Genomic DNA, 23,686 nt, shown 5'->3' on the forward strand with positions numbered 1-23,686 from the left:
ATGGCAAAATTAAATTTCGGCGGTGTTGAAGAGGAAGTTGTAACCCGCGAAGAGTACCCACTCGAAAAAGCAAGAGAGTTTTTGAAAGGTCAAACAATCGCTGTGATTGGCTATGGTGTACAAGGCCCTGGTCAAGCTATGAACATGCGTGACAATGGTTTCAACGTAATCGTTGGCCAACGACCTGGTAAAACTTATGATAAAGCTGTTGCTGACGGTTGGGTTCCAGGAAAAACTCTTTTCAGCATCGAAGACGCATTACAAAAAGGTACAATTATTTGTTTCCTTTTATCTGATGCAGCTCAAATTGCCTTATGGCCAACAGTGAAACAATACCTTAAAAAAGGTAAAACTTTATATTTCTCTCACGGATTCGGTATCACTTACAGCAAAAAAACTGGTATCAAACCTCCGAAAAATGTTGACGTTATCTTGGTTGCTCCTAAAGGTTCAGGTACTTCTCTTCGTCGTTTGTTCGTTGAAGGAAAAGGTCTTAACTCTTCATTTGCTGTTTATCAAGATGCTACAGGACAAGCTCGCGAAAAAGCAATTGCAATGGGTATCGGTGTAGGTTCGGGCTACTTATTCGAAACTGATTTCTACCGCGAAGTAACATCTGACCTTACAGGTGAGCGTGGTACTTTGATGGGTGCTATCCAAGGTATTTTCGCTGCTCAATATGAAGTATTGCGTGAAAATGGTCACTCTCCATCAGAAGCTTTCAACGAAACAGTTGAAGAATTAACACAATCGTTGATGCCTTTAGTTGCTGAAAACGGTATGGATTGGATGTACGCAAACTGTTCTACAACTGCTCAACGTGGTGCGTTAGACTGGTGGAAACCTTTCCATGATGCTACTAAGCCAGTTTTCAAAAAGCTTTACAATAGCGTAAAAACACAAAAAGAAGCTGCTCAATCTATCGAGCGTAACTCACAACCTGATTACCGTGAGAAATTAGAGGTAGAATTAGCAGAACTTCGTGAATCTGAAATGTGGCAAGCAGGTAAAACTGTTCGTAGCTTACGTCCAGAAAGAAACTAATTCCTACGAGGAAGATTTCGCTTTGAGCGAAGTCTTTCTTTAATATAACAGAAGAAGCACAGAGGCAAAATCTCTGTGCTTTTTATATATTTGAATTTGTTTGTGAAACATCAGCAAATTATTTAACTATGGCATCAACAAAAACAAAATCTGAACTGACCTTCCCAGATTTAGATAATATCTATCTTGCCGCCGAACGCCTACAAGGTGTGGCCACCCACACACCATTGATGCATAATTTAAACTTATCTGAGCATTATGGTGCCAATATTCATCTTAAACGAGAAGATTTACAGGTTGTCCGCTCTTATAAAATAAGAGGAGCTTACAATAAAATGGCCACATTACCCAAAGACCAACTTTCTAAGGGCGTTGTATGTGCAAGTGCTGGTAATCATGCTCAAGGGCTTGCTTATGCTTGCCGAAAAATGCAGGTAAATGGCACTATCTTTATGCCAACTACCACACCTGCTCAAAAAATAAAACAAGTAGGGATGTTTGGCAAGGAATTCGTGAAAATTGAATTGGTGGGAGATACTTATGATGATGCCTATTATGCCGCCAAAAAATATTGTGAAGAACAAAACGCCACTTTTGTACATCCTTTTGATGATTTGCAAGTAATGGAGGGACAAGGCACAGTTGGGCTGGAAATATTCAAAGATGCCAACTTTAAGATTGATTACCTTATTTTTGCCATCGGTGGTGGTGGATTAGCTTCTGGGGTTTCTACGGTCTTTAAGCAGCTTTCACCCAAAACCAAACTCGTAGCGGTAGAACCGTTAGGTTCGCCCACTATGAAAACAGCTATCGAATTGGGTGAAGTTGTGACACTGGAGGAAATTGATAAGTTTGTTGATGGGGCGGCTGTCAAACGAGCAGGTGATTTAACCTTTCAAGTTTGTAGAGAAAACCTCAATCATGAAATTCTATTAATCCCTGAAGGAAAGGTTTGCTCAGCTATCTTACAACTCTACAACGAAGAAGCCATTGTAGCTGAACCTGCGGGGGCATTATCGGTAGCGGCTTTAGATTTTATTAAAGACGAGATTAAAGGGAAAAACGTCGTTTGTATTATCGGTGGAGGTAATAATGATATTACACGCACGGAAGAAATCAAAGAACGCTCACTACTCTACGAAGGCCTCAAGCATTATTTTATCATTCGTTTTCCACAACGTGCGGGGGCTTTTAAAACATTTTTAAACGATGTATTAAGCCCTACCGACAATATTGTATTTTTTGAGTACTCTAAAAAGACAGCTCGTGAACGAGGGCCTGCATTAGTAGGAATCGAGCTCAAACAACAGTCTGATTTTCAACCGCTTATCGAGCGAATGAATGCCAACAATGTGCAATTTGAATATATCAACGACAAACCAGAACTTTTTGAGTTTTTGATATAGTTTTGCATAAAATATGTCTTTTAAAATGGCTTTCACTATCTTTGCATCTTGAAAGCCTTTTTTTGACTCAATGCATCTACTTTTCATACTTTTATTTCTTGGCTTTTTCTGGCAAATTCACCGAAATACTACGTATATCTCTGAAAATCTCAGCGATTATGCTATAAAATTCTTTTTAGGATTAGTTTCGTGTATCATCCCAACAGGCTACCTACTTTCTGAATTCAACCAAATAGGGCAAGCAGTTTTTTGGGGCATTAGCGTTAATGTTTTTGCAATTATATTGTATTTTATTTTCCAAAAACTTACTAATAGGCAATCTTTTTCACTCAAAAGAAGCCTTATAAACTTACCAAAAGAACTATCAAACTTGTGGTACCAACAAGGTTCAACAGGGAAAGTTATACTATCTATTTTATCCATTGGCCTTTTTATAGTAACTGTTCTTAATCTAATTATTTTCTTATTCTCCTACCCCAACGAATGGGATAGTATGACAGGACATTTGGTAAAATGTGCTTATTACTTGCAAAACGGAAACATGAACCGAATGCAAGGTACAACTTGGACTATTGATTATTACCCGAACTCTTTGCCTACTTTACAGATGTTTTTTTATCATCTATTGGGCGAACAAGGCTTTAAAATTATTCATTATTTAAGCTACTGGATGTTTTCCATTTCGGCTTACGGAATTAGCCTAAAAATTACAAACAATAAAACGGCTTCGGTTTTTGTATTCTTAGTTTCAGGACTTTTACCAACAGCTTTAGTGCAGGCAACAACCACCGAAACTGATATTGTCCTTTCGGCTTATTTAGGTTCTCTTACTTACTTTATGTTTGCCTTTAAAGCCTCTCCTACCCGCCTTAATCTTGGCCTTATTGCACTCGTGGCGGGAATTTGGATAGGCCACAAAGTTACGTTCTTACTTATTGCTCCTGCGGCAGTAGCTGTGGCATTTCATACGGTTCTTCTAAAGAAAGAGTTTTATACACACATTAAGTTATTCGTAATAGCATTTGTTTTAGCAGTAGGTATTTATGCTTTACCAACTGGCTATATTGGAAATATTAAAGAAGCTAAAAAGTTTAGTTTAGGAAGCCTTTCTGCTCCCGAAATGGTAATGAACTGGCACGGTATTGAGCATTATTCTGGCGAAGATAAAGTCGACAATTTTTTACTCAATATTGCTCGTTATTCTTCCGATTTCCTAAACCTTGATGGCTTTCGTAGCTCGCCAACGGGTAAGAAAATCAATGAAAAATTTAGAGTATTACCTAATAAACTTTTAAGTCCATTACCACTCGAAGGTAACAGATTTACGGTTGTTTCATACTTTTCGTTCGAACACCCAGTCCGTTTTTATTTAGAACGCCCATTTTGGGGAGTCATTGGCTTTGCACTGATTCTACCAATTATATTGTTTTTAGTATGGCAATTAATTAGAAATCCTAAAAAGCTTTCAATGGCAGAAAATAGTTTTCTAATATTGATACTTGCCGCCATTTTACACTTTCTATCACTCAGCTATTCTGCCCCCTACGACCCCATCAAGGCTCGTTATTTCCTAAATATGGCTGTATGGTGTATGCCCTTATTAAGTATTGTTTTCATTTCTTGGCAAAAACGTAAACTTTTTATCAAAGATATTTATCTAAAAATCGTTAGTTTATTGATAGTAGTTTCGGCCATTCCAACCATACTTTATATACGCATACACCCTATTTTTGCTGAAAAGAATATATTTAATATGACTCGCTTAGAGCAGCTCTTAGTTGCTCGCCCAAATATCTATGAAGCCTACCATAAATTTGATGAAATAGTACCTAAAGATGCCATCGTTGCTCTCGGAACTCAGCAAGAACACGAAGATTTTGAATATCCACTTTGGGGAGAAGATTTTAAGCGAAAGCTTATTCCAATTCATCCATTTAGAAGTGCTGTAAAGCCAATTCCTGCTGAAGCACAGTATCTATTTTATTCGAAAGGTGTCATTCCGTTTCAAGAGGGAGACATACAACTCAACGCTATCAAAAGTAAGCCTAATATGCCTGTACACGATAGTGAGTTTTTCTTGAGAAAATTAACCCCCAATCGCTAAAGGATTGTAATAATGATGGAAGAGATACTAAAGATAGAAAACGAGCCTAAACGTGTATTGGGAATCATGCAGCCTTATGTTTTCCCTTATATTGGTTATTTCCAGCTTATCAAGCGAGTAGATAAATTTGTTATTTATGATGATGTGGCATTTATCAACAAGGGTTGGATAAACAGAAATAATATTCTGATGAACGGAAAAGCCTCAATGTTTACGATTCCGCTCATTGGAGCCAGTCAGAATAAACTCATCAGAGAAATTGAAATTGACAATTTAGCAGCTTGGAGTAAGAAATTTTTCAAAACCCTTGAACAATCTTATAAAAAAGCTCCGTTTTATAAAGAGGCTTTTGGTTTGATAGAACAAGTTTTTAATTCCCCTGCCGAGAATATTTCCGCATTAGCCGTAAATAGCTTGAAAGAAACTTGCAAGTATTTAAAAATAGAGACAGAAATTATAGAAAGCTCGGTCATTTACCAAAATCAAGAGCTAAAAGCCCAAAATCGAATTTTGGATATCTGCAAACAAGAAAACGCCAACCACTACATCAACCCGATTGGTGGGATGGCTATCTACGACAAACAACTTTTTGCGGATAACAAAATCTTACTTAATTTTATCAAATCGAATGCCATTCAATACACTCAATTCAAAAATGAATTTGTGCCCTGGCTTTCGATAATTGATTTATTGATGTTTTGCTCGGTAGAAGAAATCAACGAACACTTAAATAAATTTGAATTAGTATAAAAACCTCAAAATATGGCAAAAGTTATAGTTTTCGGTACAGAATTGGTGGCAGAATTGGCACACTATTACCTTACAAACGATTCAGAACATGAAATTGTGGCGTTTACGGTCAATAAAGAATATATCAAAGAAGATACTTTCTGTGGTTTACCAATCGTACCATTTGAAGACGTAACAACACTTTACCCGCCTACCGAATACAAATTTTTTGCTCCTTTGAGCGAACGAAAAATGAATCAAATTCGTGCAAAAGTTTATGCCGAAGCTAAAGAGAAAGGATATTCTTTTATTTCATATATCAGCTCGAAAGCAACAGTATTAACTGACCAAATTGGAGAAAATTGCTTCATTTTAGAAGATAATACCATTCAACCATTCGTGAAAATTGGCAACAATGTAGTGCTTTGGAGTGGCAACCACATTGGCCACCACGGCGAAATTAAAGACCACGTTTACTTTACGTCACACGTTGTACTTTCGGGCCGATGTGTGGTAGGTGAATATTCGTTTTTTGGTGTAAATGCTACTATTAGAGATGGTTGTACACTTGGCGAAGGCACATTAATTGCCATGGGTGCGAATCTTACAAAAACAAAAACCGAACCTTGGAGCATTTGGAAGGGAAATCCTGCCGTAAAAGCTGAGGTTTCGAGCAAAGATATTAATTTATAATTACCTTATTCTTGATAGATTCCGAACAACGTTTTTCAGGCACGACTTCGTAAACTTGTTAAATCTTTTCAAAAAAATACTTCTCATTTAAGAAAAACATTAGATAATGAATCAATTTTTTGACCAACTGATTTGCCCAAAAACACATACAAAACTTGTTTTATCGGCCGATGGCAAGACACTCAATAATACTTCAACCGAAGAACCCGTAAGCTACGATGTTAACGACATCGTTGATTTAGTTTACCCTCGCGAACTTTTCGAACAAGACCGCAAAGAACAAGTAGCTTATAATGATGCTCATGCTCGCTATGACCGTGGTGTTTCGTGGGTATTCGAATCACTTTACGCTAATGAAGCAGCTACTCGTAAACAAATGATTAGCCTCCTAAAGTTGAAACCCGGCATGAAAGTACTTGAGGTTGGTGCAGGTACAGGAAAAGATTCAGCTTATATCATTGATAAAGTTACGCCTGGTGGTCATGCTGTTTTATCAGATTTATCGCCAGCCATGCTAAGCCATGCGAAAGAAAAATTCGCCGATAAAAAAGATGTAACCATTGATTATTTTATTGGTAATGGTTCGTATTTACCATTTGAAGATAACACTTTCGATGCCCTTTTTCATTTTGGTGGTATCAATACTTTTTCAGAAAGAGCCAAAGCTTTCGAAGAATTTAACCGTGTTGTAAAAGTTGGCGGACGAATCGTAGTAGGTGATGAAAGCGTTGGTGCATGGCTACGTGACCAAAAAACTTATCAAATCTTGATGGATGCCAACCCAATGTTTGCCGACCAAGTTCCGCTTCAAGATTTACCTAAAAATATCAAAGATGTAAAACTCCAATGGATTTTCGGAAATGGCTATTATGTACTTGATTTCCGCAAAACCAAAAAGGCTCCAAAGGTAAATGTAAACCTTCAAATTCCAGGAAAAGACTTCAAGGATAACTGGAAAATCAGAGCTGAACGCAATCGTAAGAATAAGTGATGGCTCGCATCTTATTGGGAGTTTTAAGCAAACAACACAGTAAAAAATATGAGTAATATAAATAGTAATGAATTGGTAAATACTAGAGGCATTTGGCAAAAGAAAGGCCTAGTTTATAAACCAGATGGTAGCTTATCGCATAGTCGTTCGCATGCACAAGTGCCATACGCCTATAAACATGAAGACTTTCTGAGAGTTTATTTTTCTTCAAGAGATGATAGTGGCTACTCACGCCCAACTTTCATTGATGTAGATTACAATGACCCAAGCAAAATTCTTTATATCCACGATAATTTTGTATTGGATTTAGGTGGCCCCGGCGAATATGATGAAACAGGAGCCATGCCTTCATGGTTTGTTCCACAAGCCAACGGAGATATTTGGCTGTATTACACAGGTTGGAATCGTACGCACAACTCGTATCGCCTTTCAATGGGCTTAGCCGTAAGTACTGACGGTGGCCTAAATTTCAAAAAAATGTTCCGTGGCCCAATCATGGACCGTTCTATTCATAACCCAATTTGGGCAGCACAACCTTCAGTCATGTATGTCAATGGTCAATGGATGATGTGGCATATTTCTGGTCAAAAATGTGAATACATTCATGGATACCCCGAACCATTCTATGATTGTAGAGTGGCTATTTCTGATGATGGTATTAACTGGAAATCTACAGGAGATGTAGCACTTCCTTTCGATGATTTCTTGCATGCGGTAGGTCGCCCGAGCGTTTTCCACGAAGATGGTATTTTCAAAATGTATTATTCTTATCGCCATACCCGTGACTACCGTACAGACCGTAATCAAAGCTACCGTTTGGGCTATGCTGAATCAGTAGATGGATTTAAGTGGGAACGAAAAGATGACTTGGTAGGCATTCATAAATCTGAAAACCCAGCAGATTTCGACTACCAAATGATAAATTATGCTCATTGCTATGAACATAATGGCAAGAAATATTTGTTATACAATGGTAATGGTTTCGGAGCGGCTGGTTTTGGCTATGCTGTTTTAGAAAAATAAATGCAAATAGCTGACCGATGTCATTCTTTCGAGAAAACATCAAAGGCTAATTTTGTAGCACCAAAAAGCAATATTTATCATGAGAGAACAATTCAATAAAGACGGTTATATCATTATCAAGAATTTCTTTTCAAAAGAGGAAATCAACAGAATTTATACTGAAGCTCGCAGCCTTTTTGCATTGCAAATTGAACGTGTTTTGGGTAAAAAAGTAGATATTAATGACCGTGATACTTTCGAACAAGCGATGTTCGATTTATTTGAAGCCGATTTCAATACTTTTGTAAATACTGGAAAACAAGCCCAACATCTTATTTCGTTGCACCACTTAGGCACAGACCCTAAGATTATCAATGTTCTGAAAGATTTAGGCTATGAATTCCCTAGCATCGGAGTTCGTCCAGCCATGCAATTTAATAGCCGTTATTTATCAAAAGGTGGTAGCCACTGGAAATTAGGTGCACACCAAGACTGGCGTACAGGTCAAGGCTCACTAGATAGTGTGGTTATGTGGTTTCCAATGGTTGATTGTGCAGCAGATTTAGGTGCTTTGCAAATCGTACCAGCCAGCCACAAAGATGGCCTTTTGAAAGCAGATACTTCTGGCTATTTAGGTAGTATTCAAGAAGCTATTCCAGAAGAAGACTACGTACAAACACAATTTGAAGTAGGCGATTTATTGGTTTTCTCGGCATTCTTAGTACACCGCTCAGGTGATAATATTACTAGAAATATCCGTTGGTCTATTCAACTTCGTTATAACAATATGGCTGAGCCTACTTTCCAAGAAAGAGGTTTCCCAATGCCTTATATCTATAAGCCAGAAGCAGAATTAGTTACACCCGATTTTCCGAAAAAAGAACAGCTCGAAGAGGTTTTTGCATAAACCCTTTCAGACAATTCTTTTAAAATAAGCAAAGCGTATCAAATCAAGACTAAAAGCATTATTTTATCTTGACTTGATACGCTTTTTGTGTATCTTCGCCATTATTGTTTCGAAAATTTATTGTGCACAATTAAAAAAATATTTTTTAATAAATTAAATTATAATAAATTTTTATATCTTTCAGCCTAAAATATGATGTTCGGAAATAAATAATTTTTACCTTTGTGAAATAATTTATTTTAGCGAACCAAACCTAAAACTACGACCAATAATGGAGCAACAGATTATTACAACTGACCCTATTGCTTACGAGAAGATTCCGACCAAAATTTTCAAAGACTCAAAAGAGGCCTCAAAAGCTGTGGCTGTTGAAATTGCCGACCTAATCAGAGAGCGTCAACGCCAAAACCGCAGCTGTGTGTTAGGTTTGGCAACAGGTTCTTCGCCAAAATCAGTTTATGCTGAACTCATTCGTATGCACCGTGAAGAAGGTTTGAGCTTCAAAAATGTAATCTCGTTTAACTTAGACGAATATTACCCCATGGAGCCTGATTCTTTGCAGAGCTACGTGCGATTCATGAAAGAGCAACTTTTTGACCATGTAGATATTCCAAAAGAAAATTATTTCATTCCAGACGGTACTGTACCACTCAGTAAAGTAAAAGACTTTAGTGAAGAATACGAAAGAAAAATTGATGCTGTTGGTGGATTAGATTTTCAATTATTAGGTATCGGAGCCAACGGACACATCGGCTTTAATGAACCAGGTTCTTTAGTAAACTCACGTACTCGCTTGATGATGCTCGACCACTCTACTCGTGTAGCGGCCGCATCTGACTTCGGGGGTAGTTTAGTAAAAGTACCGAAGAAAGCCATTACCATGGGCGTTTCGAAGATTTTGAGTGCTAAAAGAGTCGTTCTATTAGCTTGGGGCGAAAGAAAAGCACCTGTTATTGCCGAAGCCGTTGAAGGACGTGTAACCGAAACTATACCTGCTTCTTATCTGCAAACACATCCTAATGCAATGTTTGTCATTGACGAGCGTGCTGCCCATGAGCTTACTCGTATGAAAACACCATGGCTCGTTGAAGATGTGGAGTGGTCAAGCAAGATGGTAAAAAAAGCAGTAACCAATTTAGCCTTATCGCTTGGTAAACCAATCTTAAAACTTACTAACAAAGATTATAACGATAACGGCCTAAGCGATTTATTGGCCCGTCATGGACAAGCTTATGACCTAAACATTGATGTTTTCAACCAATTACAACACAGTATTTCTGGTTGGCCGGGTGGAAAACCAAATGCCGATGATACAAATCGCCCAGAGAGAGCATTGCCCGTACAAAAACGTGTCATTATCTTTAGTCCACACCCAGATGATGATATTATTTCAATGGGAGGAACTTTCCAACGTTTAGTTGACCAAGGGCATGATGTGCACATCGGTTATCAAACTTCGGGTAATATTGCCGTAGCCGATGATGAAGCCATCCGTTTTATTGATTTCGTAGTTGATTTCAACGAAAAATTTGGCATTGATAATAAAGAAACGCAGAAGCTTTTTGCTGATGCGAAAGAATTCTTGAAAAACAAAAAAGATAGTGATGTTGACACCGATGCGGTAAGATATGTAAAAGGCTTAATTCGTAGAGGTGAAGCGAAAGCAACTTGTCGTTTCGTTGGAATTCCGGAAGAAAATGTTCACTTCATGGATATGCCATTCTACGAAACAGGCCGTATTGAGAAAAAACCTTTAGGTGCAGAAGATATTGCGATTGTAGCTGATTTGATTGAATCAATCAAACCACACCAAGTATATGCCGCTGGCGATTTAGCTGACCCACATGGCACACACAAAGTTTGTTTAGATGCCATCTTTGCAGCCATCGAGCAACTCAAACACAAAAATTTCATGAAAGATTGTTGGGTTTGGTTGTACCGTGGAGCTTGGGCTGAGTGGGATATCCACGAAATTGAAATGGCCGTTCCGATGTCGCCTGACCAAGTATTGCAAAAACGTATGGGTATCTTCAAACACCAATCTCAAAAAGATGGTGTGGTATTCCAAGGAACTGATGCCCGTGAATTCTGGCAACGTGCTGAAGAACGTAACAGTGGAACAGCCCAACTTTACAATAAGCTCGGTTTGGCCGAATATGAAGCCATGGAAGCATTTGTAAGATGGAAATTTTAAGCTAAACCATTATTTTTCCTAAGTACTAATTTTCATTTGTCTATAAAAAAAGCCTCTACGTCAGAGGCTTTTTTGTTTTATTGGTTTTTCTACATTTCTTTGTTTGAAATATATAAACTTCTCGACATGAAAAAAAATTATATTCTCTACCTATTATTCGCTCTATTACTTGTCAATCAAGCCTTTAGTCAGGTTGCTGATAGCTATTATTTACCTCAAAATGTTAGCTATGACCCAAAAATTCCAACACCACAAAAATTCTTGGGTTATCAGGTGGGCGAACAACACGTAACGCCTTACGAAACAGTAAGCTACATGAAAGAGTTGGCTCGATTAACCAACCGCTTTAAAATTGAATCTTACGCTCGTACTTTCGAAAACCGTGAGTTAATCCTAATCACTGTTACTTCGCCTGAGAATCATGCACGTATCGACCAAATTAAGGCCGAGCACCAAAAATTGGTTAATCCTGCTCAATCTGGTAGTTTAGACATTCAAAAAATGCCAATCGTGGTTTGGATGGGCTATTCAGTACACGGCAATGAAGCCAGTGGAACAAACTCAAACCTAATGTCGGCATACTATTTAGCCGCTGCACAAGGAGCAAGTGTTGATTCTCTGCTCAATGAGGCAGTAATTCTTATCGACCCTGTTATAAATGCTGATGGTGGAAATCGTTTTGCCACTTGGGTTAATATTAATCGTAGTACCAATTTAGTGAGTGATATCAACAGCCGTGAATTTAGTGAAACATGGCCAGGAGGACGCTCAAATCACTATTGGTTCGACCTTAATCGTGACTGGCTTTACCAACAAATGCCTGAAAGTAAGGGCCGTTTAACTAAATTTTATGATTGGAGACCTAATATTCTGACCGACCACCACGAAATGGGTTCGGCTTCAACGTTTTTCTTCCAACCCGGTATTCCTGCACGTACGCACCCACTTACGCCAAAGAAAAATATTGATTTGACTATTAAATTTGGCAAATTTCAAGCTGCTGGACTCGACAAAATTGGTTCCGCGTACTACACGCAAGAAAACTACGATGATTTCTACTACGGAAAGGGCTCTACTCTACCCGATGTAAATGGTTCGGTTGGTATTTTGTTTGAACAGGCTTCTTCTCGTGGACATTTACAGGAAACTGCCAATGGTGTTTTGAGCTTCCCATTTACTGTTCGTAATCAAGTTACGGCTACGTTTTCAACGCTTCGTGCAGCACGCGAAATGCGAGTAGAATTGCTCGAACACATGAGAAACTTCTACAAAGAAGCTTCTACTGATGCTGTAAAAGCCTACGTTTTTGGTGGAGGAAATGATGCTGTAAAAACTTGGGAGATGGTTAATATGCTTAAACGAAATCAGATTGATGTCTATCATTTAGCAAAAGACGAAACCCAAGATGGTATTACGTTTGGCAAAGGAAACTCATTCGCTGTACCAATGAATCAACCACAACATCGCTTGATTAAGTCGATGTTTGAGAAGCGTACGAAATTTGAAGATAGTTTATTCTATGATATTTCGGCATGGTCGCTTCAATATTGTATGAATGTGCCAACTGCTGAAGCAAAAACTGCGATTTCATTAGGAGAAAAAGTAGAAAAGAATGAATTTCCGAAAGGAAAAGTCTACGGAAAAAGCTCGTATGCATATCTTTTCGAATGGAACAGCTATTATGCTCCGCGTGCTGCATACGAATTATTGAAGAAAGGTTATAATTTGAAAGTAGCAACCGAACCTCTTTCGGCAGTTGTAGAAGGCAAAGAGCGTTCGTTCGATTACGGAACGATTCAAATTTTCAGTAATGGCTCTGACCCATCGGCACTTCTACAAACACTTGCCGAACGTGATGGTGTAGATTTCTACGCTGTTCCGACAGGTCTTACACCGCAAGGTATTGATTTCGGTAGTGAGAAATTCCGCAAAGTGCGATTACCTAAAGTATTAATGTTAGGTGGTGCTGGTGTACAATCAACGGATGCTGGTGAAATTTGGCACTTACTCGACCAACGCATCAATATTCCTTTAACAATTGCTGATATCGAAACAGCTAATCGTACTGGCTTAGAGAAATACACGCATATCGTATTGGCTGGTGGAAATTACAACGCACTTTCAGACGAAAAAATTAAACGTTTTGTACAAGGTGGTGGTGTTTTGGTAGCCATGACTGATGCTGTTGAGTGGGTTTCTGCTAAAAAAATAGCTAATATCACTATTAAAGAAAAACCAGACAATAATGGTAATGGCGAAAAACGCCCGTATAACCTCCAAGAAAAATATACGGGAGCTTTAGAAACGGCAGGAACTATCTTTGAAGCTAAAATAGACCCTACACACCCACTCTGTTTTGGATATCAACAAGGCAAATTGGCTCTTTTTAAAGATAATAATATCTTCATGGAAGACACCAAAAACCCTTATAATACACCAATGGTATTTACGGCGAATCCTCTATTGGCTGGTTATGTTCATCCGAAAAACGAAAAACTAATCAAAAACTCACCTGCGGCAATTACATTAAATGTGGGTTCGGGTAAAGTAATTGCATTATCAGAAAACCCTAATTTTAGAGCATTTTGGTACGGCACAAACAAATTGTTTTTGAATACGCTTTTCTTTGGAAACCTCATAGGCGGCGGACGCTTCGGCGGTGAAGAGGAATAAGTTTTAGTTTTGATTCTTTAATAAAATGGTTAAACTCGTTGGTCTCGACTTCGCTCAACCATCAAGTTTAACCATTTTAATTGGTCAATTTTTGAATTTATTTTTAATATTCACTAAAATTAGACTAATTTCCCAATAACAAAATACTAATAACTAAAACGAGATGTCTGATTTTTTGAAAATTGGTGAGTTAAAAGAAAATCTTATTAAACTCATCGAAGCAAAGTTTGAATTGACCAAACTCAACGTTCAAGATAAAATTGAGGGCATAGTAGTCAAAGCTGCTTATGCCCTCATGACTTTTATATTAGGTATCGTCGTGCTTATCTTTTTGAGTATCTTACTTGCACTCGGCCTCAATTACCTTCTCCACAGTTCATGGTTAGGTTTTCTTATTATATTTGGCATTTATGCACTAATCTTTACCATCTTTATTGTTGCCAAAGAGTCTGTCACTCATGCTATCAAAAAACGCGTAGAAGAAATAGTTGACAAGCACATGTAGGACAGGTTTGGAACCTGTCAAGTACGTAGAAAATATTTATTCCCAAAGATATTATTGGCAAGTTTTCAAGCTGTCAAATGTGTAAAATGTGTTTATTTCCAAAATTATTGACAGGTTACAAACCTGTCCTACAGTTTTTTCGACTAAAAACCATAAATTTGTACATTATAAAGAATACAGTTTTCTAAATGGCATTTATTTGCCATTCCATAGATAAAAATCCTTCATGAAATACGAAATTGTCATTGGCCTAGAAGTACACTGCCAACTTGCAACAGAGAGTAAGATATTTGCTTCAGATACCAATAAGTTTGGTAGCGAACCCAATACTAATATTAGTGTAATTACGCTCGGACACCCTGGTGTCTTACCAAAATTGAATAAGAAAGCCGTCGAATACGCCATAAAAATGGGATTAGCGTGTGGCTGTGAAATCAACCGAAATAACTACTTCGACCGTAAAAATTATTTCTACCCAGATCTTCCGAAAGGTTATCAGGTATCTCAAGATAAATATCCGATTTGCAAAGGTGGTGCAATTAAAATTCGTCTAAAAGACGGCAAAACTTTCAAAGAAAAAGCCTTAGAACTTCACCATATTCATCTTGAAGAAGATGCAGGAAAATCGGTTCACGATGGAAGCGATACCTTCACGCTACTTGATTATAACCGTGCCGGAACGCCCCTCGTGGAAATTGTTTCGGAGCCTTGTATGCGTAGCCCCGAAGAAGCAGGTGCTTATCTGAACGAAATTCGTAAGATAGTTCGTTATTTAGGTATCTGCGATGGTAATATGGAAGAAGGTTCGATGCGTGCTGATTTGAACATTTCGATTCGTGAAGAAGGTACAACAGAATTTGGAACAAAAGTTGAGATTAAGAATATGAATTCGATTCGTAATCTTCAACACGCCGCCGAATACGAGTATAAACGCCAAGTAGCATTATTAGAGTCGGGTGGGAAAATTATTCAAGAAACACGTATGTTCGATGCTGATAAAGGTCAAACCTACAGCATGCGTGTAAAAGAAACCATGAACGATTATCGTTATTTCCCAGAGCCCGATTTGGCACCAATTCGAATCTCGGATGAATGGATGAACGATATTCAATCAAAAATGCCAGCCCTTCCGAGTGAATTATTTGAGAAATTCACGAAAGAATTTGGTATTCTTGAAGAACATGCCGTGACGATTACAGATAGCAAGGAAATGGCTGATTACTTTGTAGAAGCTTGTAAATACTCAGAAAACTACAAAGCAATATCGAATTGGCTTACCTCTACAATCAGAGGATACCTAAACGAAACTGGCATAGAAATTACTGAATTTAGCCTCAAGCCAAGTCAGTTAGCGGAAATTATCGCTTTGGTAGATGCCAATAAGATTAGTAGTTCGGCAGCCGCTCAAAAGCTTTTCCCCCTGATGCTCGAAAACCCAACGGCTTCAGCATTAGCTTTAGCAGAAAGCAATAATTTGATTCAAGAAAGCAATACTGACACACTTCAAGCGTTAATCAACGAAGTTCTAGCAGCCAATGAAGCTAAAGTAAAAGAGTATAAAAGTGGTAAAAAAGGCTTATTGGGTATGTTTGTAGGCGAAGTAATGAAGAAATCAAAAGGTTCAGCTGACCCAAAACGCACCAATGAATTATTGATGAAAGCCCTACAATAAATCAATGAAAAACTATATAATTATTATATTCATGAAAAACATCATCATCGCTACGTGCTTGATTATCAGCGGAATGGCTTGCCAGTCGCAACCTCAAGCTAATAAGCCTACTGGTACCGAAAGTACTTATAGCATTAGTGGCAAGATAAAATCAGTTGTAAGTGGTAAGGTTTATTTAGAAAGAATGAACGACCGAAATATTGCTTTGAAAATTGACTCGGTTGCAGTTTCTCCTGATAATAGTTTTTCATTTAAAGGAAAAATGACCGAACCGGGTATCTATCAGCTAAACATTGCCAATCAACAAATTATTGGTTTAATTTTAGATGGTGGCGAAACCCTAAACATTGTAGCGGATGGCTTCAATACGCCCGATAAACCTGGCACTTTTTCAGTAGATGGTTCACCTACCATGGCTAAATTTAATCAGGTAGTGAGTGAATCACAGAAGTTTCGTCAGATTCAGATGGATTTACAAAACCAGTTTGATGTAGCGACTCAGAAAAAAGATGAGAAAAAGAAGAAAGATATTCAATTCAAATATCAAGCAGAAGAAGATAAATATAATGCCACCATCAAGCCAATTATTACTGAATTAGGGACTTCATTGGCTGGCTTAATTGCTATCAACAATTTCTTGAATCCTGAAAAAGATTTTGAAATTTTTGCTAATGCCGCAAATCAATTAGAAAAAGAAGGCAAAAACCATTTCTTCGCCAAACTTTTTATTCAAGATGTAAAGCGTAGAAGTGCTGGCTCTGTTGGTGCAGATGCTCCCGATTTCTCATTGGTTGATTTAGATGGAAAAACCGTAAAGCTTTCTGATTTAAGAGGCAAAGTAGTCGTACTTGATTTTTGGGCAACTTGGTGCGGTCCTTGTATTATGTCGTTTCCAGGCATGAAAATGTCGATGGATAAATTCAAAGATAATCCAAATGTGAAGTTCTTGTTTGTGAATACGTATGAGCGTGTAAGCACAGAACAATGGAAATCTACAGTTGCTAATTTTGTTAAACAACGTGGCTACACTTCGTTCCCGGTGATTCTAGATATTGGTGGAGATGTGGCTGGTAGCTATGGAGTGAATGGAATTCCAGCAAAATTCTGTATTGATAAAGAAGGTAAAATCAAATTCAAAAGTACAGGTTATTTAGGCTCAAATGACGCAATTGTCAATGAAATGACACATTGGGTTGAAGAAGCAAGTAAGTAAGTATCACTGTTTATATATAACGACGGCATGGTTTTGAACCATGCCGTCGTTTCTTTTTCTAATTTAAAACAAAAAAATTATTTTTCATTCGATGGTAAAACTACACGTTTAACATTTCCATCTTCACCTTGCGTAATCATCACGAAAACTATTCCGCTTTTTTGCTTACCAATATTTATTTGTCCAACGTATTCGCCTGTAAAATCTTTGATTTCTTCCTTAGCAACTACATTACCTTTGATATCTAAAACCTTAATACTTACATCACCTTTTTGAGGGGCGTTGAAACGAACATTTAAAATTTCGGTCTTAGGGTTATTTGGATAAACTTCTACACCACGAATTGTTTTACTTCCTGAGCTAATATTTCTATCGAACATCATGATATTATCAGGAATAGTACGGAACTCAAATTTCAAATCTTTGCCCATATCTTTCATGGTTTCTTTCAAACTTTCCATATTTCCATGTAGTTCATGTGAAAACTCTTCACTATCAAAAATCTCACCTTCTCCTTTACCACTTTTCTTATAAACTCTCACTTTAGGTCCTACTTCTCTTCTGATTACAATATCTTCATTGCCATTGCCTTCTCCTTTAAACTCATAACGTCGCTCAATACGTTTACCGTCATTTCTTTCGATATTGATATTTGAGTTTGAATTATTGTCTACTTCAATCTTTACCCCTTGTGCTTTACCTTTGTTAAGTGCCAAAACCGAATCTTTAAATTTCTCAATCATTTCCTCTTTTTGGCTACTCGATAAACCCGAGCCATTAAATACTTTTTCGCTAATGGTTGTTTTTCCTTCAACTTCTTGTTCGATACGGACACGAATCTTCTCTTTTTTCTCCTGTGCAAATGAAATAATGGGTGCGGCACATAACATCAAAACTGTGCTTTTCTTCATAAGTGAAAATATAGCTTTCATAATTTTACTGTTTATATATTGTTAAATAATGGTTAAATGGCATACGGATAAACCAAATGTTATACAAACATAGAGGTTATATGCTTACATTACTCGTTAAAAAGTCTTAAAATATGTTAAAAACTATCTATAAGTAGCTGAGCAGCAACTGATGGGTTATTTTCGGTGATAGAAATAGTAGTCACCTTTGAAGGCTCTCGCTTCGAAAGGCCATGAAGATATGTTTTGTCGTAATAGTTTAGAGCAATATCAACCCCAAGCTCAAAATCACTCTTTTCGAGGGCATCAACCGCAGCCTTATGGTTTTGTCCTCCTAAATGTTTCAATATTCGGTCGGTAGCAGCTTTTAAATCATTAGTAGAAAACTGAGCATATTCTTGAACTAATCGCTTAATTCTAATTTCTTTCGAAACATCTATAAAAGCCACTCTGCTCGTACGCATAAGCTGCCAAAGAGGGTCTGGCACATTACAACAACCAATGTTTCGACTTTCATCTTCAATCCAAATACGACGAGAAGGGTCTAACTGGCTCACGTGAGTAAAAAGCTCATTCTCAAACTGTTCGGTGGTAGGTTGGGGCTTTTGTCCAATCATTCCAAAAGAAGAGCCTTTATGATGTGCTAAGCCCTCTAAATCTATGATTTGTTCACCTTTTTTAGCTAATTCGTATAAAATTTCAGTTTTCCCACTTCCTGTTTTTCCGCCTAAAACAATGAGGTCAAAAGGCTGGCTTAATTTTTCGAGTGCGTAAGTACGATATCTTTTATAGCCACCAATGAGAGTATATACTTGCATACCTGCCGAAGCCAGTAAAGTAGCAAAACTTCCACTTCGCATACCGCCACGCCAGCAGTGGACTAAAACTTCGCCATTTGGAGCAACTTTTCTCGACTTTTTTACAAAACCCGATAACTTTGGTCCGACAATATCAAGCCCTAATAAAAAAGCAGATTCTTTGCCAACTTTCTTGTAGCGAGTACCTACCTCTGCTCGCTCGTGATTTTCGAAAAGTGGAATATTGACAGCCTCAACGATGTGTCCACGCTCAAACTCTCCCGGCGAACGCACATCAATAATTGGCAAAGTTTTCGACTTTTCAAGAAACTGCTCTACAGTGATAGGTTTTGTCATTATATTATTATTCTAATTCACGCAGATAAAGTTGGATTGTATTCTCTAAACCAAAATAAAGTGCATCGCAAATCAAGGCATGCCCGATTGATACTTCCAATAGATTCGGAATACTTTCTTTAAAATAACGTAAGTTCTCAAGACTCAAATCATGTCCACCATTCACACCTAAACCTACATTTGCCGCCATTTGTGCTGCCTTCACATAATCTCTTACCGCTTCCTCACGATTTTTAGAATAATGGTGAGCATAGCTTTCGGTATAAAGTTCAATGCGGTCGGTACCTGTTTCGGCGGCTCCTTCAACCATTTTTTCGATAGGATCAACGAAAATCGACACTCGACAACCCGCACTTTTAAAAGTAGCAACTAAATCTTTTAAGCGTTCTCTGTGAGTAATTGTGTCCCAGCCCGCATTTGAAGTAATCGCATTGAGGGCGTCAGGAACGAGAGTCACTTGGGTGGGTTTGTTGGCTAAAACTAGCTCAACAAATTTCTTTTCGGTAGGATTTCCTTCAATATTAAATTCGGTCGTAATTACTTCTTTTAAATCATATACATCTTGGTATCTGATGTGGCGTTCGTCGGGGCGAGGGTGAACCGTAATCCCTTCCGCTCCAAATTTTTCGCAATCAATCGCAACCTGCACCACATTCGGTTGGTTTCCACCCCGAGAGTTTCGCAAAGTTGCTATTTTATTTATATTGACTGATAGTTTTGTCATACTGCTCTTTAATCTGTTTCTTTAAAATCATAATTTTCCAAACGAGTAGCAACCCCGATTTTAGGTATTAAAATGAGTAATTAGTAAAGCCTCATTTTACCTATCTATTACCTTTACAAGTTTGATTTTTTGGTAATAGTAAGGATTTTCCCTTACTTTTGCCAAATTATTGCTCGGAACTTTGCTGACTGTGGTAAAGAAATAACTAATTTGTAGCTAAAATCAGTTCCCTACTTTTACCAAAATAATGCTCATGTCTGATTTTTCCAGCCTCTCCGTGTGTTTGAGAAACGATTAATTCAATTCGATTGTTTTACAAATAAGCTATAACCACATTTTTAAGACCTTGAACCAAAAATTTATACGATTTTAGTTAAAGGTACGCTAAAATTCATCAACGAAATAAATAAAAAGTAAACACCGATTTTCATTAAAATTAAATATTAAAAAAATGTCTTTAAAAACAGAAATCGACGGACAAATAAAAGCTGCGATGTTGGCTCGTGAAAAGGTAAGATTAGAAGCTCTTCGTGATATAAAAAAATTGATTCTTTTGGAAGAAACAAAAGAAGGAAAATCTGGAGAATTGACGGCTGATGAAGAAATGAAATTACTTACCAAAGCTGCCAAACAAAGAAAAGATTCTTCTGAAATCTATCGTCAACAAAATCGTGCTGATTTACTTGAAAAAGAATTAGCTGAATTGGCAGTAATTGAAGAATTTTTGCCGAAACAACTCTCAGAAGAGGAATTAAAAGCAAAATTACAAGAAATTATCACTCGTGTTGGAGCTTCTGCCCCTTCTGATATGGGTAAAGTAATGGGTGTAGCAACTAAAGAATTGGCTGGCCTTGCCGATGGTAAAATAATCTCGGCTACAGTGAAAGCTTTGTTAGCTTAATCTAACGTGAGTTAGGGTTAATATTACATAAAATACTCCGTGACTTCCTTGCCTCAAAAGCCCCAACGGGTCGAAATATTTTGACCCGTTGGGGCTTTTGAGGAGATTATAGCATATATTTCTACCAATATTAAGTTCCTTTGAGGAAAATTAGACTCATTTTAATTCAAGTTTTTCTTCATCGTCACCATTCCCTTATATTCTTCTTTCATTTGCTCAAAAGTTAGTCGAGAAGTTCCGCATATTTCAAAACCTAAGCTTTCATAAAATCTGATTGCATTTTGGCTACTATCCATCGCCTTCAACCAAACATAGTCTTTTTGCTGCTGGCGAGCCATTTCAATGGCAAAATCCATGAGTTTTCTACCAATGCCTTGTCCTGTTGCTTCATTTGTTAGATAAATCCGCTCAATTTCAAAGCCTACACCCTTTTGGTCGGCTAATTGATTTTGTGGGCGAAGCTTAAGAAAACCCACGGGTATTTCATTGACAATAGCGAAGAAAAATAGATTTTTATCATCAGCCATTTCATCGCTTAATTGTTGGGTATTAAAACACCTTTGGGCATACCATTGACCATGGTCAAACCACAAATGTTTGTAGTGGTCGAAATAAGCACGGGTTGCTACTTCTGAAAAAACCTCAATATCTGAATTGTTTATCGTTTGTATTTTTAATGCTGTCATGATTGTGAAATTCATCATAATGATTCTATGCAAATTCGCTTAGAAATTAATGTTACAAAAGTACATGTATTACCAAGTTTGCTCATTTTTGTTCGACATTCTACGCATAGATATAAAATTATTTTTTGAAGAACTGAAAAACGCAAAAATCTTTTCGAATCATAATCGAAATTCAGTATATTTGAAAATCACCCTAATCGACCTAAAATGAGCTCTTCAAGTTCTACACAAAGACTTTATTCACTCGATGCCCTTCGTGGTTTTGATATGTTTTGGATTATGGGCGGAGAAGATTTTTTTCACGCTCTTAGCGAAGCTACTCACCATCCGGCAGCCATTTGGATAGCCACTCAACTTTCGCACGTTGCATGGAATGGCTTCCGATTTTATGACCTCATTTTCCCATTATTTTTATTCATTTCTGGTGTATCTACCCCTTATTCGGTAGGCCGAGAAATAGAAAAAGGTATTGATAAACAAGCAATACTACGCCGAATCATCAAACGTGGACTAATATTAGTTTTACTTGGCGTCATCTACAATAATGGTTTACAAATAAAAGAACTCTCACAAATACGGTTCCCGAGTGTTTTGGGGCGTATTGGTTTAGCCTATATGTTTGCTTGTATTATTTATGTTTATGCAAGTCAACGTTGGCAATATGTGTGGTTTTCGGGTTTACTGATTGGTTATTATTTAATCATGAAATTTAATGCTGCACCGGGTTTTGTTGCGGGTGATTTGACAATTCAAGGCAATTTTGCATCTTGGGTTGACAGAATGTTGGTACCGGGCCGATTACACTTAAAAATTCATGACCCTGAAGGGCTTTTCTCAACTATTCCTGCCATAGGTACAGGTTTATTGGGAATTTTTGCAGGAAATTACTTGAAGAATGTAACTACTAAAACACCCACACAGAAAGCAGCTACTTTAGCAATATCAGGTTTGGTTTGTTTGATTATTGGTGGGAGTTGGGGAATCGTTTTCCCGATAAATAAAAACCTATGGACAAGTTCGTTTATGCTTTATGCTGGTGGATGTAGCCTTTTACTGCTTTCTTTGTTTTATTTTATCATTGATGTGCTTCAATACCAACGTTGGGCGTTTTTCTTTACCATCATCGGACTAAACTCAATTTTGATTTATATGTCTGGCCTTGTAATAAACTGGTATTATGCAGCTAATGGACTTTTCCGTTGGTTAGCTCAGTTGGTTGGCGAAAATTATCACGAGGTAATCATTGCTCTTGCCGTTATTGCCATCAAGTGGGCATTCCTTAGAGCCATGTATCATTATAAGATTTTCTTGCGAGTATAGTTTTAATCAAACTTTTTGTTCTTCTAAAACGTATATGAATAAAAGGTTTGAGATACTGAAAGAAAAAATGATACAGAAAATGAAAATCACGAGCTTATTAGTAATTATACTCTTGGCGGTAAGCAGCTGTTTTGCTGTAAATGCTCCTACTTCAACGGCCGACCCAATTAGTCATGAAATTTGGAATGGCCTATTGAAAAAATACGTTGATGCAAAGGGCTTCGTGAATTACGGTGGTTTTAAGAAAGACCAAGCAGAGCTAAGAAAGTACCTATCTTTGCTAGAAAATAATGCCCCAAACGAACGCTGGAGCAAAGAAGAGAAGTTGGCTTATTGGATAAATGCCTACAATGCGTTTACTGTACAATTGATTCTCGACCACACCGATGAAAAAATCAAGAGCATCAAAGATATTGGCAGCAAGGTAAAGATTCCGTTTGTGAATACTCCTTGGGATATTAAGTTTATTAATATTGGCGGAAAAAAACTGGATTTAAATAATATCGAGCATGGTATTATTCGTAAGGATTTTGATGAGCCTCGTATTCATTTTGCCTTGGTTTGTGCCGCAAAATCTTGTCCACCGTTGCGAAATGAGGCTTTTATTGCTTCTAAATTAAACCAACAACTCGACGACCAAGGTTTTGACTTCTTGAATGATTCTTATAAAAATCAAGTTTCAGCCAAAGAAGCCAAACTTTCAAATATTTTCAACTGGTACGGTGGCGATTTTAAAGATAAAATGTCAGTAATCGATTGGGCGAATAAATACGCCAAAACAAAGGCAAACAAAGATGCCAAAATCTCATATATGGATTATAACTGGGAATTAAATGGGAAGTATTAAGAACTTCCTA

20 protein-coding genes are annotated in these 23,686 nt (G+C 37.5%); 16 read left to right on the top strand and 4 right to left on the bottom strand.

Going from position 1 to position 23,686, the window contains the following annotated elements; genetic code table 11:
* The 13 genes from ilvC (at position 1) to A6M55_RS16740 (ending at position 17,133) form a co-directional block, all read left to right on the top strand.
* Complete coding sequence (ilvC, locus tag A6M55_RS16680) at positions 1–1,044, top strand: ketol-acid reductoisomerase (protein ID WP_015028640.1); 1,044 nt, start codon at positions 1–3, stop codon at positions 1,042–1,044.
* 128 nt (positions 1,045–1,172) lie between these two features.
* Positions 1,173–2,450, top strand: a complete 1,278-nt coding sequence (gene ilvA / locus A6M55_RS16685) for a threonine ammonia-lyase (protein ID WP_015028641.1) — start codon at positions 1,173–1,175, stop codon at positions 2,448–2,450.
* 70 nt (positions 2,451–2,520) lie between these two features.
* On the top strand, positions 2,521–4,554 hold the full coding sequence (locus A6M55_RS16690) for a hypothetical protein (protein ID WP_064198596.1): 2,034 nt from the start codon (positions 2,521–2,523) through the stop codon (positions 4,552–4,554).
* A gap of 12 nt (positions 4,555–4,566) precedes the next feature.
* Positions 4,567–5,304, top strand: coding sequence for a WbqC family protein (locus A6M55_RS16695; RefSeq protein ID WP_064198597.1), 738 nt, complete (start codon positions 4,567–4,569; stop codon positions 5,302–5,304).
* A gap of 12 nt (positions 5,305–5,316) precedes the next feature.
* Positions 5,317–5,976, top strand: coding sequence for an acetyltransferase (locus A6M55_RS16700; RefSeq protein ID WP_064198598.1), 660 nt, complete (start codon positions 5,317–5,319; stop codon positions 5,974–5,976).
* Between the two features lie 106 nt (positions 5,977–6,082).
* Positions 6,083–6,967, top strand: a complete 885-nt coding sequence (locus A6M55_RS16705) for a class I SAM-dependent methyltransferase (protein WP_015028645.1) — start codon at positions 6,083–6,085, stop codon at positions 6,965–6,967.
* A gap of 90 nt (positions 6,968–7,057) precedes the next feature.
* Complete coding sequence (locus A6M55_RS16710) at positions 7,058–7,990, top strand: hypothetical protein (RefSeq protein ID WP_041693983.1); 933 nt, start codon at positions 7,058–7,060, stop codon at positions 7,988–7,990.
* 79 nt (positions 7,991–8,069) lie between these two features.
* Positions 8,070–8,876, top strand: a complete 807-nt coding sequence (locus tag A6M55_RS16715) for a phytanoyl-CoA dioxygenase family protein (RefSeq protein WP_015028647.1) — start codon at positions 8,070–8,072, stop codon at positions 8,874–8,876.
* 271 nt (positions 8,877–9,147) lie between these two features.
* The gene (gene nagB / locus A6M55_RS16720) at positions 9,148–11,070 is read left to right on the top strand and encodes a glucosamine-6-phosphate deaminase (RefSeq protein WP_015028648.1); all 1,923 of its coding nucleotides are present in this window, start codon (positions 9,148–9,150) and stop codon (positions 11,068–11,070) included.
* Between the two features lie 126 nt (positions 11,071–11,196).
* Entirely contained in the window at positions 11,197–13,743 is a 2,547-nt protein-coding gene (locus A6M55_RS16725) for a M14 family zinc carboxypeptidase (protein WP_041693458.1), read from the top strand.
* Between the two features lie 163 nt (positions 13,744–13,906).
* Positions 13,907–14,248, top strand: coding sequence for a phage holin family protein (locus A6M55_RS16730; protein ID WP_064198599.1), 342 nt, complete (start codon positions 13,907–13,909; stop codon positions 14,246–14,248).
* 226 nt (positions 14,249–14,474) lie between these two features.
* Positions 14,475–15,920, top strand: coding sequence for an Asp-tRNA(Asn)/Glu-tRNA(Gln) amidotransferase subunit GatB (gene gatB, locus A6M55_RS16735; RefSeq protein WP_064198600.1), 1,446 nt, complete (start codon positions 14,475–14,477; stop codon positions 15,918–15,920).
* A 31-nt stretch (positions 15,921–15,951) separates the two neighbouring features.
* On the top strand, positions 15,952–17,133 hold the full coding sequence (locus A6M55_RS16740) for a TlpA disulfide reductase family protein (protein WP_197491724.1): 1,182 nt from the start codon (positions 15,952–15,954) through the stop codon (positions 17,131–17,133).
* Positions 17,134–17,210: 77 nt separating this feature from the next.
* Here A6M55_RS16740 and A6M55_RS16745 read toward each other — a convergent pair whose 3' ends face one another.
* The 3 genes from A6M55_RS16745 to A6M55_RS16755 all read right to left on the bottom strand — a co-directional run bounded on the left by A6M55_RS16745 (position 17,211) and on the right by A6M55_RS16755 (position 19,922).
* The gene (locus A6M55_RS16745) at positions 17,211–18,065 is read right to left on the bottom strand and encodes a T9SS type A sorting domain-containing protein (protein ID WP_015028654.1); all 855 of its coding nucleotides are present in this window, start codon (positions 18,063–18,065) and stop codon (positions 17,211–17,213) included.
* A 116-nt stretch (positions 18,066–18,181) separates the two neighbouring features.
* Positions 18,182–19,198, bottom strand: coding sequence for a tRNA 2-selenouridine(34) synthase MnmH (mnmH, locus tag A6M55_RS16750; protein WP_064198603.1), 1,017 nt, complete (start codon positions 19,196–19,198; stop codon positions 18,182–18,184).
* Between the two features lie 7 nt (positions 19,199–19,205).
* The gene (locus tag A6M55_RS16755) at positions 19,206–19,922 is read right to left on the bottom strand and encodes a pyridoxine 5'-phosphate synthase (protein ID WP_015028656.1); all 717 of its coding nucleotides are present in this window, start codon (positions 19,920–19,922) and stop codon (positions 19,206–19,208) included.
* 451 nt (positions 19,923–20,373) lie between these two features.
* On the opposite strand from A6M55_RS16755, the gene A6M55_RS16760 reads away from it, so the two are divergent.
* Positions 20,374–20,823, top strand: coding sequence for a GatB/YqeY domain-containing protein (locus tag A6M55_RS16760; protein WP_015028657.1), 450 nt, complete (start codon positions 20,374–20,376; stop codon positions 20,821–20,823).
* Positions 20,824–20,984: 161 nt separating this feature from the next.
* Here A6M55_RS16760 and A6M55_RS16765 read toward each other — a convergent pair whose 3' ends face one another.
* Positions 20,985–21,509: a GNAT family N-acetyltransferase gene (locus tag A6M55_RS16765; RefSeq protein WP_041693985.1), complete on the bottom strand. Its 525-nt coding sequence runs from the start codon at positions 21,507–21,509 to the stop codon at positions 20,985–20,987.
* Positions 21,510–21,716: 207 nt separating this feature from the next.
* Here A6M55_RS16765 and A6M55_RS16770 point away from each other — a divergent pair, with 207 nt between their 5' ends.
* Positions 21,717–22,829, top strand: coding sequence for an acyltransferase family protein (locus A6M55_RS16770; RefSeq protein ID WP_064198604.1), 1,113 nt, complete (start codon positions 21,717–21,719; stop codon positions 22,827–22,829).
* A 34-nt stretch (positions 22,830–22,863) separates the two neighbouring features.
* Entirely contained in the window at positions 22,864–23,676 is an 813-nt protein-coding gene (locus tag A6M55_RS16775; RefSeq protein WP_015028660.1) for a DUF547 domain-containing protein, read from the top strand.
* Positions 23,677–23,686 lie beyond the last annotated feature (10 nt).

Source organism: Emticicia sp. MM, assembly GCF_001649495.1.